Below are 12534 nucleotides of genomic sequence, written 5' to 3'. Positions count from 1 at the left end.
AACTGGAGTTGAGACAAGCTTTTTTTCTCAACACGTATTCCTCACCCCTCTCTATATCCACGTAGAGCATAAGCGCATACAACAGGCAGGTCTCCTGACTTAGGTTCATCGCTTCTTATCCCTTCCCATTTCAACAGAAATAGTGGTTGAATGATAAGTCGCTCCCCATCACAGTGGCGGGACCGTGCCGGATTTTCACCGGTCTTCCCTTTTAGCTGAGCATGACTCAGCACCTATTGCATTGGTCTATTTAATTTTCCTTCTTTCTTAAAAACGAAAAACCCTCTCTAACTACTATAGAGAGGGTTTCATGTTAATTAGAATCCTCTCTTATTTTCCAAAGCAATCTGCTTTGCAGGAATTAGCACCTTTTCAACACATCGGTTGAATGGTTGCCGGGTTTCACAGGGCCAGTCCCTCCACCACTCTCAATAAGAGTTAATATATATTCATTTACTATTCCGAAATTTGTAATAATCGTAGCACGGTAAATATAAGCTGTCAAAAGAAATTTAATCTCAAGATTGTATTTTCCTAATAATAGGTACTTTCTACATAATGACATTTGATGCATGACCTTGTTACTTCAGTCTCATAGAAGACATGCCTGCAATTGTCCTGAATGCTCTTCACTTCTTTTTCAAGTTGATTGATTCTCTGATTTAGTATGGATATTTCTTTCTTTAATTTGAGAACATGACAGACAGGTTTATCGATAGATGTTTGATCCATTTTCGACAAACTCCTTCGATTTTTCTATCAGTCCTCTTTCTATATCTTTTTGGGCATCATCAAGATTGGTTGCCTTCATTCCCCTGATATCATGTGAAATTCTCATTGAACAAAACTTCGGTCCACACATTGAACAAAAATGGGCCGTTTTTGCCCCCTCAGCAGGAAGAGTTTCATCATGATACTCTCTTGCACGCTCCGGATCCAGGGATAAATTAAATTGATCATTCCATCTAAATTCAAATCGAGCCTTAGAAACAGCATTATCTCTAACTTGTGCCCCTGGATGCCCTTTCGCTAAATCCGCTGCATGTGCTGCTATTTTATAAGCAATGACACCCTCTCTCACATCATCTTTATTCGGTAATCCCAGATGCTCTTTAGGTGTTACATAGCACAGCATAGCTGTTCCAAACCAGCCGATCATGGCCGCCCCTATGGCAGAAGTGATGTGATCATACCCCGGTGCTATATCGGTCGTTAATGGCCCCAATGTATAAAAAGGGGCTTCATGACAGATTTCCATTTGCTTATCCACATTCTCTTTAATCATATGCATCGGTACATGTCCAGGGCCTTCAATCATCACCTGTACATCATGCTTCCAAGCAATTTTGGTTAGCTCGCCTAATGTTTCAAGCTCTGCAAACTGCGCTTCATCATTCGCATCAGCTATTGACCCGGGCCTTAGACCATCACCTAAGGAAACGGAGATATCATAGGCTTTTAAAATCTTACAAATATCTTCAAAGTGTGAGTAAAGGAAGTTCTCCTTATGATGGGCAAGACACCATTGTGCCATGATTGAACCTCCACGGGATACGATGCCTGTTGTACGAGTAGCTGTTAGATGAATATAACGCAATAATACACCTGCATGAATGGTGAAGTAATCAACCCCCTGCTCCGCCTGTTCGATCAATGTATCCCTGTACACATCCCATGTAAGATTCTCGGCAATCCCGTTTACCTTTTCAAGCGCTTGATAGATCGGTACCGTACCAACAGGGACAGGCGAATTTCGAATCACCCACTCTCTTGTAGTATGAATGTTTTTTCCTGTTGATAAGTCCATTATTGTATCGGCACCCCAACGAGTTGCCCACGTCATTTTCTCCACTTCTTCTTCAACAGAAGATGATACGGCCGAGTTCCCGATATTCGCGTTTATTTTCACATGAAAGTGACGACCGATGATCATCGGTTCACATTCAGGATGATTAATATTAGCCGGAATGATGGCCCTGCCATTTGCTACTTCTTCTCTTACAAATGAAGAATCAACATTTTCCCGGATAGCGATGAATTCCATTTCCGGTGTAATGATTCCTTTTTTTGCATAATGCATTTGAGTCACATTACGACCCGTTTTTGCACGCATTGGGGTACGTCTGATTGTAGGGAACGACTCTACGTTTGCATGAGGATCTTTTCCTTTATAGCCGTTATCTTCCGGTTCGATTTCACGTCCCGGGTAAGCCTCGACATCCTGACGTTCCAGGATCCACTCTGTGCGAACGGAAGGTAACCCTTTATTAATATCGACTTGGTAATGCTCATCTGTATAAGGTCCGCTTGTATCGTATACACGAACCGGTTCATTCTCTTCATCGACCAAGGAAGCATTCGTTCTGCTAAGTTCAATTTCTCTCATCGGAACGTTTATGTCAGGCCTGGACCCTCCTACATACACTTTTTTACTGTTTGTAAATTGCGATTTTAACTCGATTGCCACTTAACTTCTCCTCCTTATGATAGGACCAGGAAGTTACTGCATCGGGCATTCCTCTTTCTCAAAAAAAGGACATGAAGACACAAAAAAGGGTCCTGAATAATCAGAACCCGAAATGTCAAAAAGTAGTAAGCGTCACAAAACACAAAAAAAAACGCTTCGTACTACTTCCCTACGCTGGTATCATCCAGATCAGGTTCAAAGGGTCAAAGAACTTATGCGTTCTCCTCTCAGTCCAAGCAATATATCGGACTCCCCCAGTAGAAATATTGATAGTATGTTGTTACATACTATTTTTACCACAATCCATTCTTTTTTCAAATAGTAGTATAGTAACAAATCAAATTATGATGTGATCACCCGTTTGATTTTCATTACCTTTTCAGGGTCTATTCCTAAGTCATAGCTCCCGTCTTTACGAACACCTGATCCAACATGATATTCCCGTGCATTTAGCTTATTGTGTATTTCTCCTATATTCTCCACGGTTAACCCTGATCCAGGCATGATAATTGGGCCGCCGATCTTTTCTATTTCCCTCATTGTACTAATCACGTCCAATCCCTCGCTCACTTCAGGTTTTCCTCCAGATGTGAGAATTCGATCAACGTTCAATCCTGAATGGAATAATTCTTTGCATAAGTCTAATGGACCGCAAGACACATCGATAGCCCGGTGATAAGTAATTGACTGACCCTTCGCAGTTTGTACGATTTCCTTTAAAGCATGGGAATCAAGTTTCCCTTCCTTGGATAAAGCACCAAAAACGATGCCCGGGGCCCCCATTTCATTTATGGTCCTTACTTGGTCCATCATGACGCGCAATTCTTCGGCATCATACGAGAAAGATTTACTATGTAAACGAATCATAACCTGAACAGGAATCGAAACAGCCTTCAATACATTTTCTATCATACGATATTCAGGAGTTAATCCTCCCTCGTGTATGTCAGATACCAATTCAAGTCGATCTGCTCCGGATGTTTCTGCCACTTTTGCATCTTCCTCATTCAAAACAATGACTTCCAGTTTGCTCATGTTGATTTCTCCTATCGTGATGTTGTTACGTTTACTTTATCATAATGGTCCGAAAATTGTAGAACTTGAGATGAAAAAGACAATGATTCCACATACAAATCACTGTCTTCTCCAATCTAACATCCTACTTTATTCAGAAAACAAGTCCGGATACACCGTTTCAGCCGTTAGCTCAACCGCTTCACCGATACGTGGTCCCGGTCTTGACATAATATCTGAATCCAGGAAATGGACTTGATCATTTTTCACTGCCTTTACATCTTTCCAGCTTTCCCGGGACTTGATTTCAGCTGTCGGCTCGTCGACGTACCCCACTGTAGTTAAAATCATATTAGGATTACGTTTAATGATTTCTTCTTCTCCTACCTTCACCCAGCCTTTTTGGTCTCCAAAGATATTCTCGACCCCGGCCGTTTCCAGTATTTCTTGCTGAAACGTTTCTGCTCCTGCTGTATAGATATCAGGGGAGGGACTGATTTCAAAATATACTTGTTCTTTTTCCTTTAGTGTACTTACTTTTTCTTTCACATCTGAAATCTCTTCCTTGATGCCATCTACCAATTCGTTCCCCTTCTTCTCTACTCCCATTACGGTTGCAATTTGTTTAATATCCCCATAAACATCTTCAAAGGTTTGGGCAGATTGAATAACGAATACCTTTAATCCCGCCTCTTCAAGCTGCTTCACCCCGGCATCATCTCCAGTGGTATATGCAATGACAGCATCTGGCTTTAGTGCAATGACTTCTTCCGCATTGACCGTCATGGAATCCGATACTCTTTTAATCTCTTTCGCTTCTTCAGGATAGTTGTCGAATTCAGTTGCCCCGACTACCTTATCTCCAGCTCCTATTGCAAAAAGAATCTCTGTGTTACTCGGCTGTAAGGAAATAACGGTTTCTGGCACTTTCTCAAAGCTAATCTCTTCTCCCCTGTCATCGGTCACAGAATAAGACTCATTTTTAGACTTGACTTCCTTTGTGGATGTTACTTCTTCCCCATTGCTGCACCCTGCGAAAACAACCAGGATGATTGATAGCAGTAGACTATTTAACCATGATTTTTTCATATTTCATCTTCCCCGCTTCTCTAAATTTTATCTATATACGATTTACTTACAAAAGGAATTTCTTCAATCCCTTCACATTTATTCACATACACGGCCATCACAAACAGGACATTTGCCAGTAAATGAGCGTATTTAAATAAAATGTTCTCCACTTTCATCTCAGTACTGACTTTATGTAAGGCACGGACGGACTTTTTGGCTTCACTGCGGCAAGTATGAAGCGTACATGCCGCTGTACAGCCCTGTGGAAGGACAAAGGTTTGGATGCGTTCCTCGACTTCCAACCTATAACGATCGTACATTTGGCTCAATTTATTCAAGTCCTCTTCCTTGATGGCTGTCATTCCCCGCACCGAGCCATTGAGATGGTACACCATCTCAGCCAAATATAGTAAATCGTCGTGCACTTTCGGTAAGTGCTCCGTCAATGATGACGCGAGTCCGATTTTAGTCGACAGTGAATCGGTCCGAATCTCGAAATCTACGGTTGAAACTGATTCACGCATATAGGGATAACATAAGTAGCGGAAATCCTTTGCCATATGTAAGTTCCTCCTTTCTGAATGATGTTCGTGAAGCACCTATCGTATTTCCCGGGAGGTTAATTAAACACAAAAAAACCACCCAAGAATATTGGCCGGCAGTTGTCATCCATATGAAATAAGAGATGCTAAAAAGCCGCACCATACCCCTAACTTCCGAAGAGCATAATACGATGGAAAATAGGCAGGTATCCTGGCTCGTGCGTCAGCCTACTCTAAGAACCTTCCCATCTGAATGATCAAATAGTGGTTTTCTTCTTATTTCGTCAGCACTTACAGTTGCGGAAACAGCTTCGGACTCACACCGATTTCCCTTTATGCTAAAGATCAGCACCTAATTTCTGAGTGGGTTTATTCACTTAAGGAACATTATACCACTTTATTTAAATTAAATATGATTTAGTTTCTCATAAAAAGTTTTTTTAAAATGGCTCTTATCGTAAAGTTTGTTGCTATTTTAAAGAAGATAGTAGTAGTTGATTTCCGCTACAGGATGCTCGCTTTCCGAGGGGCGGGCGGTGAGCCTCCTCGGCTTCGCCTGTGGGGTCTCACCTGTCTAGCTCCGGTGCTTAGGGGCTCGAGGTCATAAGCCAACTCTGCCAAAAGGCAAAGAGCGCCTTTCCGACAGACTCGTCTTATGCTTGTCGCCCCTTGGCAAAGCCCCTCCGCTTTTAGTACTGTCCCGCCGCTTCTCCCGCAGGAGTCGAGCACCTGCAGCGAGAATCAACTTTCTCAGCAGGGATTTTTTTATAAAATCTAAATAAAACCAACAAACTTTTTGAAAACATTCTCTTCTAAAGAGAGCATTAGACTATTTCCTCCCGTGTACTAGAAATTCTGTTTTCTTTAGATTGTTTTTTGTCACCTTTAAGCTTTGTCACAAATTTTTTTATAGATGGTAAGGGGAACTGCGTAGACTCCGGCGGATTTCGGGCGTGCCGAGACCCGTTCGGCTAAGCGAGGAGGCTCGGCCGTACTCTAGCTGCAAGCGGAGCAGTTCCCCTCACCATCTAGCACACACTGGTTGACTGAGCCCCTGGCAGATTTCATATTATAAAAAAACAAACATGTTGACGTACAAGCTTGAATATCTTTTGAGTATGTGAAGAAATGATAAGGAGGGAAACCATGAAGCGAATGATTGTTTTGCTATTATGCGTATTCTTGTTAAGTGCATGCGGAGACAAAGAACCTGCATCCTATGAATTATGTGGATACGGGGATATGATGGTGGTGAACAAGAAGGAATATGTGAAGGTCTCTGTAGAGAAGAAGCTGGTCCTGAATGAAAAGCTTGGGGCTATTAAAGAAAAGATCGATAGTGAATATCACCCCGTGGATGATTTTACGGCCAATACACTGAAAAAAGGGACACCCATTTATAGCGTGAAAGATCACAGCAACTATCTAATCGCCCAGACTGAGGATAATCGCTATATTTTATATGAGGAAATCGAATAAAAGGAGGGCTGTAAGCGGATGTTTACAGCCCTCCTTTATTTAGTTCGTGGAATTCAAGGAAATCAATCGATATAGAATCGTCGTTTTCTCATCCGTCCACTCCATCTTTTCGATCCTGCAGTAACCACTGGGATCACTGTATTTCGTTTTTCTTACATCTATCGGAATATGCATAGGATAAAGGCGATATCCATCCTTTTGGAGTTCGAACAGATTCTCTTCTTTCCTCACTTCTTTTCCTTTTGTCACGATCATCGTATTTAATTCTAAGCCCATGCCCATTTCGCTTGACCTCAATCCTTTTTTTATTTAATCATACACCACGGTCTATTGATTTTTCATCCATGTACATAGCATGGAGACAATTTGTTGATTCTTTCGTGGTGGAAAGTAATGCGTAAACTCTTGAAAGTATCGGGACGACACAGATTTCTCCAACTCTTTCAGTCTTTTTTCTAATCTATATGCATGCTCCACAGAAACGTTCTGATCCTTTTCACCGTGAATGATCAATACGGGAGCTTCAAGGTTGTCTAATCCGTATAGTGGGGTACGCCATTCGTATCGTTCCGGAACTTTATTGGGACTTCCCCCTATGACTCGTTTCATCATTCTCCTGAGATCCTTCCGTTCGTCATATGTTAAAAACATATCCGAAACGCCTCCCCATGTAACAACGGAGGTGACGTCCCTGCGCTCGATGCCTGTCAGAAGTGCCATGACCCCGCCACGGGAAAAGCCAAACACATGGATCCGGTTATGGACCACTCTGTGATAGTGTTTAAGTAATTCCACACCCGAAATGGCGTCTTCACGATCATCTCCCGCAAAATCTTCGTTTCCCTCTCCTCCAAGATTACCTCGGTAATAAGGAGCAAATACAATGAATCCGTGAGAAGCAAATTGAGCGATTCTCGCCGGGCGGACCATGCCGACGCCCTTGATCCCACCTCTTAAATAGAGGAACCCATCATACTTCCCAACTCCTGCAGGTTCAGCCAATAAGCCTTTTACCCGTAGACCAGAGGATAGATAGGTAATTTCATATAGTTCCACATGAGGATTAGGTGAAGGAAACAAGGTCTTCTTCACAATCGTTCCGTTTTTCATATTCTCTTCCTTTCATAACGTGCCGTGGGTATTCACACATTTTTTATACTTTACATAGGATATTTTAGCAAATCTCATCATCAGCAGACGATTCAAGACGCTGCCTTTATGACCATCCTGCCCTTTTAATAAGGAAAGATAAACAAGGCAAAGAGAAATGCACTCATCCCCATTCTATCGTCAAACCAGTTTCACAAAGCTTAAAGGAGGAATATTGAATGAAAAAATGGCTTCGTAGTGGCTTTGCCGTGTTGCTCATAGGCATGTTGGCAATCGGCTTAACAGCATGTGGAGAAAAAGAAGAAGTCTTACAGAAAGTTCGTGTAGCAGAAGTAACCCGATCGATTTTCTATGCTCCTGAATATGTCGCAATCGAAAAAGGATTCTTCAAAGAGGAAGGACTAGACATTGAACTGACCACTACCTGGGGTGGAGATAAAACGATGACAACCTTGCTATCGGGCGGTGCCGAAATCGCCCTGGTCGGTTCAGAAACCTCCATCTACGTCCATGCACAAGGTTCGGATGATCCGGTCATTAATTTTGCTCAATTAACCCAAACTGATGGAACATTTCTCGTCTCCCGTGAAAAAGTGGAAAACTTTGAATGGGATCAATTAAAAGGTTCCACCTTTCTTGGTCAGCGTAAAGGCGGAATGCCGCAAATGGTGGGGGAATTTGTGCTAAAGCAGAACGGCATTGATCCAGAGAACGATTTAAACCTGATCCAAAACATTGATTTCGCGAATATTGCCAGTGCCTTTGCTTCCGGTACAGGGGACTACGTTCAGCTATTCGAACCAACGGCATCCATTTTTGAACAAGAAGGAAAAGGGCATATCGTGGCTTCCTTTGGAATGGAATCAGGTCACGTTCCCTATACAACGTTCATGGCCAAAGACAGCTACATGGAAGAAAACAAAGAAACCGTAGAGAAATTCACGAAAGCTTTGTACAAAGCTCAGCAATGGGTGGAGGAAAACAGTGCTGCAGACATCGCCAAAGTGATTGAACCCTATTTCGAAGATACAGAGCTTTCATTGATTGAAACGGTTGTTGATCGTTACAAATCACAAGGATCCTTTGCGACAGATCCAATCCTTGACGAAGAAGAGTGGAACAATCTCCAAAACATCATGGACGAAGCAGGAGAGCTTCCGCAGTCCGTTGATCATGAAACGTTAGTGAACACGTCGATCGCTGAAAAAGCAGCAAAGTAGAACGATCCGGGGCTGACTTCACCTGTCAGCCCTTCACTTATAGAAAAAAATGAAAATGGAGGCTTAAATACAGTGAACTTTCTATCTTTAGATTCGATCCATCACACTTACTTTTCTCCCAAAACGGCCACCCATGCCCTCTCAGACATTTCGCTGGATGTAAAAGAAGGTGAGTTTGTCTCGTTTATCGGTCCAAGTGGATGCGGGAAAACCACGTTACTCTCCATTATTGCAGGACTTATACGGCCGACAGAAGGAACGATTCTTTTAAACCAACAACCTATTCGAAAAATGAAAGAGAAACTGGGATACATGCTGCAGCAGGACTATCTGTTTCCGTGGAAGACCATTGAAGAAAATATTTTTCTAGGTTTGACCATTATGGGGACACTGACAGAAGAAAAGAGGAAAGAAGCACGTGCTTTATTGATTGAGATGGGGTTAGAAGGTGTAGAAACATCTTATCCAAGGGAACTATCGGGGGGAATGCGTCAAAGGGTGGCCCTGATTCGAACCCTTATCACAGAACCTCAATTACTTCTCCTGGATGAACCTTTCTCAGCACTCGATTATCAAACCAAATTGAAGTTAGAGGATTTGGTGTATTCCACCTTAAAGTCTTTTGGCAAAACCGCTATTCTTGTGACTCATGATATAGGCGAAGCCATCTCCATGAGTGACCGTATCATTCTATTTGGGTCGAAACCTGGTCATATCCACACGATATTCGAGGTCCCGCTCCCCTTAAAAGAATTAATGCCCTTTGAAGTGAGGAATCACCAGGGCTACCCGGAATTTTTCCAAACCATATGGAAGGAGCTTGAAAAACTTGAATCACGAATCAATTAAACTAAAACACCAGGAATACATTCAATCAATTAAGAAAGAACAGCGATGGGTTTGGTTTTATCAAGCTCTTATTTTCTTTGTGTTCTTCTCTCTTTGGGAAATCGGGAGTCGAAATAGCTGGGTAGATCCCCTCATTTTCAGCTCACCCTCAAAAATATGGAAGCTGTTTCTCGTAAAACTTGGAGACGGAAGCCTTCTAGCCAACCTTTCCGTCACACTCGGTGAAACCATCATCGGATTCATTCTCGGCACCTTACTTGGAACCCTTTTAGCCGCTTTATTATGGTGGTCACCATTTCTTTCTAAAGTATTGGACCCTTATCTTGTGATCCTGAATGCCATGCCAAAAGTAGCCCTCGGTCCGATTTTAATTGTGGGGTTGGGACCCGGCTTCACATCAATCATCGCCATGGGTACAGTCATTTCCGTCATCATTACCACGATTGTTGTGTATACTTCCTTCAGGGAAGTAGACCCGAATTATTTGAAGGTAATGCAGACCTTCGGAGCAAGAAGGGCTCAAATGTTCAAAGAAGTCATTCTCCCTGCCTCTTTCCCGACCATCATCTCGACACTGAAAGTCAACGTGGGCTTATCATGGGTCGGGGTCATCGTAGGAGAATTCCTTGTTTCCGCCAAGGGGCTTGGGTATATGATCATTTATGGTTTCCAAGTCTTTAACTTTACCCTTGTCCTGCTATCCCTGCTTGTCATTGCCGTATTCGCTACCATTATGTATAAACTGGTTGAACAGCTCGAAAAGAAGTTGATCAAATCATAAGATTGAGATCCCTTATTCTTTTGAGAGCCAAGTCCACCACTTGATCTTTCATGATAAAACTAAAGGAAGGATCGTCATGAATGTTGGAGAAATCACCATTCCAGAGGACGGCTCCTTCCGTTTCCAGATAGTCTTCCTTGCTTATGATTTCTTCAACTTTAGCAAAGAAGATGGTTTTGATAAATGGTGAGTGATCATATACCTTATATTCTCCTATGCATAATGGCTCCTTGATCACTCCCCCTGTCTCTTCATACGCTTCACGTACCGCAGCTTCCTCAAGGGTTTCTCCTTTTTCCCTCTTCCCCCCAGGAAACTCCAAACCTCTTTTTTTATGCCGTGTTAACAACCATTTTTCTTTGTAGCGGCATAGAACTAACACATGGTATGATTCTTGTTGAAACCTTCCCTTTTCAAAGGATATTTCTACTTGCTTCCCATTTTCGTCGATAAACTGTTCCATCTGACTTCACCTCATCCGTACACACTTTCTTTCATCTAACCATAAATAAAAAGCATTGGTCCACAGATATCTCTTCTGAACCAACACTTTTCTTCATTATTGAGGATCCTCATGAGGTTGAGAATTCAAGATGCCTATACTCTCAATGAATTTCTTCGCTTCATCATCTCCCAGACGATGAATCATTTCATACACTTGATGCAGGTTTTCATCATATGCATCATTTTCCCGGTCATAATGATATTGAATATAAGGGACATGCGCACGATAGAAGTTCTGCCAATCGACTGAGTGATTGGAATCGAACACTTCTCGCAGCTGGGTGATTTCTTCATCTGTTGCAGATATCTTAAAGTTCCAAGGTGAATCTGTCGAGCTTCTTGAAATCTCACCCGTGGCTACTTCAATATAATAATCGTAACGTTCTTCGTTCATCTTCCCACTCCTTCACTGTGCTTACCCTTCATTTTCCTCAATTGACGAAATTCTATTCACTTCGATTTTTTCTTAAGAACTTCTACCGCTTTCCTGAGAAACTCCGGTACAGGTACTCCTGCACGCCCTACATTTTCTATGATCGATATCATTTCATTACATAAGTAAAAAATAATCGTGGCATTACGAATAAAGTGCTGATTTGTTAGTATAGTATCAATAAGATGGGCAACCGTGACAAGGGAGAAAATCAGCACTTTCCGGCCAATCCCTCTCAAACCGAATTTGCTGGATAACTTTCCTTCAATCCCACCTGCAATCATCCCTGTAAAATAATCCAAAGTCACGGCAATTAACAAAATGGTCAATAGCGAATTCCATTCTCCAAATAAATTTATAATCATTGCACCCAGGCCCGATCCAACGAACAGCATACTTTTTTCCAAATAAAGCATCTCCTTCTTCTAATGGTTGGCTTGTAACAAGTGAGTGAGAAACCAGGACTTCACCGGCTTTAATAGCAGCTTCTCTTCTAAAAGTGAGCAAAGACCGTTTTATAGCCCATGGTTAATAAGTCTTATAAGGGGTAAAGACAAATAAGAGTTGTCCTAGCATAATATGTAGAGTAATTCATAAACGTTCATGGTAAAATGAAACGAAAGGGAGGTGAAGCGCATGAAGTTAATCGAAGAAATTTATGAAATGTACCGTGGAAGGATCAAAGGTACCGACGAAGACTTAGACCTCATTGCCCTTACAATCTTAGAAGATACCTCCAGGAACGAGCTCCTGGAACTTATTCAAGAAATGGAAACAGAAGAATTACAATACTTCTTCCGCTTATACATATTCGAAACACTTAAAGAAAAATGGTCCAACAGCGAAGAACGAGTGAGACTCGAGAAAAAGAGCTTGCACTAATCGAAAAGCGGAGGCGGCTTGGGTAGAGGCGACAAGCATATGGCGAGTACACCAGAAAGGCGTCCTTTGCCTTTTTGGTGTACTTGACTTATGACCTCGAGCCTCTAGCCGCCGGAGCTGGACAATCGAAAAGCGGAGGCGGCTTGGGTAGAGGCGACAAGCATAAGGCGAGTACACCGGAA

At 42.2% G+C, this 12534-nt stretch carries 15 protein-coding genes and 4 riboswitches; of the genes, 5 read left to right on the top strand and 10 right to left on the bottom strand.

Annotated features, from left to right (window positions below; all coding sequences use genetic code 11):
* Nucleotides 1-67: 67 nt before the first annotated feature.
* A riboswitch (cobalamin riboswitch) is annotated at nt 68-252 on the bottom strand.
* A 75-nt stretch (nt 253-327) separates the two neighbouring features.
* Nucleotides 328-438, bottom strand: a riboswitch (SAM riboswitch).
* A 96-nt stretch (nt 439-534) separates the two neighbouring features.
* The 5 genes from AC6CIB_RS20835 to AC6CIB_RS20815 form a co-directional block, all read right to left on the bottom strand.
* Nucleotides 535-732, bottom strand: a complete 198-nt coding sequence (locus AC6CIB_RS20835; protein WP_498283954.1) for a hypothetical protein — start codon at nt 730-732, stop codon at nt 535-537.
* The gene (thiC, locus tag AC6CIB_RS20830; protein WP_498283952.1) at nt 710-2467 is read right to left on the bottom strand and encodes a phosphomethylpyrimidine synthase ThiC; all 1758 of its coding nucleotides are present in this window, start codon (nt 2465-2467) and stop codon (nt 710-712) included. Before thiC ends, AC6CIB_RS20835 begins: the two co-directional genes overlap by 23 nt.
* Nucleotides 2468-2616: 149 nt before the next feature.
* Nucleotides 2617-2733, bottom strand: a riboswitch (TPP riboswitch).
* 76 nt (nt 2734-2809) lie between these two features.
* Nucleotides 2810-3502, bottom strand: coding sequence for a copper homeostasis protein CutC (locus AC6CIB_RS20825; RefSeq protein ID WP_498283950.1), 693 nt, complete (start codon nt 3500-3502; stop codon nt 2810-2812).
* 129 nt (nt 3503-3631) lie between these two features.
* Nucleotides 3632-4570 carry an ABC transporter substrate-binding protein gene (locus AC6CIB_RS20820; protein WP_498283948.1) on the bottom strand — a complete coding sequence of 313 codons (939 nt, stop codon included), beginning with the start codon at nt 4568-4570 and terminating at the stop codon, nt 3632-3634.
* Between the two features lie 20 nt (nt 4571-4590).
* Entirely contained in the window at nt 4591-5112 is a 522-nt protein-coding gene (locus tag AC6CIB_RS20815; protein ID WP_498283946.1) for a cobalamin adenosyltransferase family protein, read from the bottom strand.
* Nucleotides 5113-5278: 166 nt separating this feature from the next.
* Nucleotides 5279-5465, bottom strand: a riboswitch (cobalamin riboswitch).
* 775 nt (nt 5466-6240) lie between these two features.
* Between AC6CIB_RS20815 and AC6CIB_RS20810 the strand changes: the two genes are divergently transcribed.
* Nucleotides 6241-6573: a hypothetical protein gene (locus tag AC6CIB_RS20810; RefSeq protein ID WP_498283944.1), complete on the top strand. Its 333-nt coding sequence runs from the start codon at nt 6241-6243 to the stop codon at nt 6571-6573.
* Nucleotides 6574-6612: 39 nt separating this feature from the next.
* Here the strand turns inward: AC6CIB_RS20810 and AC6CIB_RS20805 are convergent, their stop codons facing one another.
* Nucleotides 6613-6855, bottom strand: a complete 243-nt coding sequence (locus tag AC6CIB_RS20805; protein ID WP_498283942.1) for a DUF2584 domain-containing protein — start codon at nt 6853-6855, stop codon at nt 6613-6615.
* A gap of 45 nt (nt 6856-6900) precedes the next feature.
* Complete coding sequence (locus AC6CIB_RS20800; RefSeq protein WP_498283940.1) at nt 6901-7683, bottom strand: alpha/beta hydrolase family protein; 783 nt, start codon at nt 7681-7683, stop codon at nt 6901-6903.
* Nucleotides 7684-7901: 218 nt separating this feature from the next.
* Here AC6CIB_RS20800 and AC6CIB_RS20795 point away from each other — a divergent pair, with 218 nt between their 5' ends.
* The 3 genes from AC6CIB_RS20795 (at nt 7902) to AC6CIB_RS20785 (ending at nt 10533) form a co-directional block, all read left to right on the top strand.
* Nucleotides 7902-8903, top strand: coding sequence for an ABC transporter substrate-binding protein (locus tag AC6CIB_RS20795; RefSeq protein WP_498283938.1), 1002 nt, complete (start codon nt 7902-7904; stop codon nt 8901-8903).
* A 72-nt stretch (nt 8904-8975) separates the two neighbouring features.
* Nucleotides 8976-9752: an ABC transporter ATP-binding protein gene (locus tag AC6CIB_RS20790; RefSeq protein WP_498283936.1), complete on the top strand. Its 777-nt coding sequence runs from the start codon at nt 8976-8978 to the stop codon at nt 9750-9752.
* A complete protein-coding gene (locus AC6CIB_RS20785) occupies nt 9733-10533 on the top strand; it encodes an ABC transporter permease (RefSeq protein WP_498283934.1) in 801 nt (266 codons plus the stop codon). Before AC6CIB_RS20790 ends, AC6CIB_RS20785 begins: the two co-directional genes overlap by 20 nt.
* On the opposite strand, the gene ytkD is transcribed toward AC6CIB_RS20785, so the two are convergent.
* The 3 genes from ytkD to AC6CIB_RS20770 all read right to left on the bottom strand — a co-directional run bounded on the left by ytkD (nt 10523) and on the right by AC6CIB_RS20770 (nt 11877).
* Entirely contained in the window at nt 10523-10996 is a 474-nt protein-coding gene (gene ytkD / locus AC6CIB_RS20780) for an RNA deprotection pyrophosphohydrolase (protein ID WP_498283932.1), read from the bottom strand. The genes AC6CIB_RS20785 and ytkD overlap by 11 nt on opposite strands.
* A 96-nt stretch (nt 10997-11092) precedes the next feature.
* A complete protein-coding gene (locus AC6CIB_RS20775; RefSeq protein ID WP_498283930.1) occupies nt 11093-11431 on the bottom strand; it encodes a hydrolase in 339 nt (112 codons plus the stop codon).
* 56 nt (nt 11432-11487) lie between these two features.
* Nucleotides 11488-11877, bottom strand: a complete 390-nt coding sequence (locus AC6CIB_RS20770) for a phage holin family protein (protein WP_498283928.1) — start codon at nt 11875-11877, stop codon at nt 11488-11490.
* A gap of 229 nt (nt 11878-12106) precedes the next feature.
* Here AC6CIB_RS20770 and AC6CIB_RS20765 point away from each other — a divergent pair, with 229 nt between their 5' ends.
* A complete protein-coding gene (locus AC6CIB_RS20765; protein WP_044340349.1) occupies nt 12107-12352 on the top strand; it encodes a DUF6154 family protein in 246 nt (81 codons plus the stop codon).
* Nucleotides 12353-12534 lie beyond the last annotated feature (182 nt).

The organism is Rossellomorea sp. GQ25, assembly GCF_059758515.1.
This window is presented reverse-complemented; position numbering and strand designations above follow the sequence as displayed.

What these genes read in the sequence shown, in the direction of transcription:
- AC6CIB_RS20795 (WP_498283938.1), top strand. Translation starts at nt 7,902, where the DNA reads ATGAAAAAATGGCTTCGTAGTGGCTTTGCCGTGTTGCTCATAGGCATG.
- AC6CIB_RS20805 (WP_498283942.1), bottom strand. Translation starts at nt 6,855, where the DNA reads ATGGGCATGGGCTTAGAATTAAATACGATGATCGTGACAAAAGGAAAA.
- AC6CIB_RS20800 (WP_498283940.1), bottom strand. Translation starts at nt 7,683, where the DNA reads ATGAAAAACGGAACGATTGTGAAGAAGACCTTGTTTCCTTCACCTAAT.
- AC6CIB_RS20775 (WP_498283930.1), bottom strand. Translation starts at nt 11,431, where the DNA reads ATGAACGAAGAACGTTACGATTATTATATTGAAGTAGCCACGGGTGAG.
- AC6CIB_RS20765 (WP_044340349.1), top strand. Translation starts at nt 12,107, where the DNA reads ATGAAGTTAATCGAAGAAATTTATGAAATGTACCGTGGAAGGATCAAA.
- AC6CIB_RS20825 (WP_498283950.1), bottom strand. Translation starts at nt 3,502, where the DNA reads ATGAGCAAACTGGAAGTCATTGTTTTGAATGAGGAAGATGCAAAAGTG.
- ytkD (WP_498283932.1), bottom strand. Translation starts at nt 10,996, where the DNA reads ATGGAACAGTTTATCGACGAAAATGGGAAGCAAGTAGAAATATCCTTT.
- AC6CIB_RS20820 (WP_498283948.1), bottom strand. Translation starts at nt 4,570, where the DNA reads ATGAAAAAATCATGGTTAAATAGTCTACTGCTATCAATCATCCTGGTT.
- AC6CIB_RS20815 (WP_498283946.1), bottom strand. Translation starts at nt 5,112, where the DNA reads ATGGCAAAGGATTTCCGCTACTTATGTTATCCCTATATGCGTGAATCA.
- AC6CIB_RS20835 (WP_498283954.1), bottom strand. Translation starts at nt 732, where the DNA reads ATGGATCAAACATCTATCGATAAACCTGTCTGTCATGTTCTCAAATTA.
- AC6CIB_RS20810 (WP_498283944.1), top strand. Translation starts at nt 6,241, where the DNA reads ATGAAGCGAATGATTGTTTTGCTATTATGCGTATTCTTGTTAAGTGCA.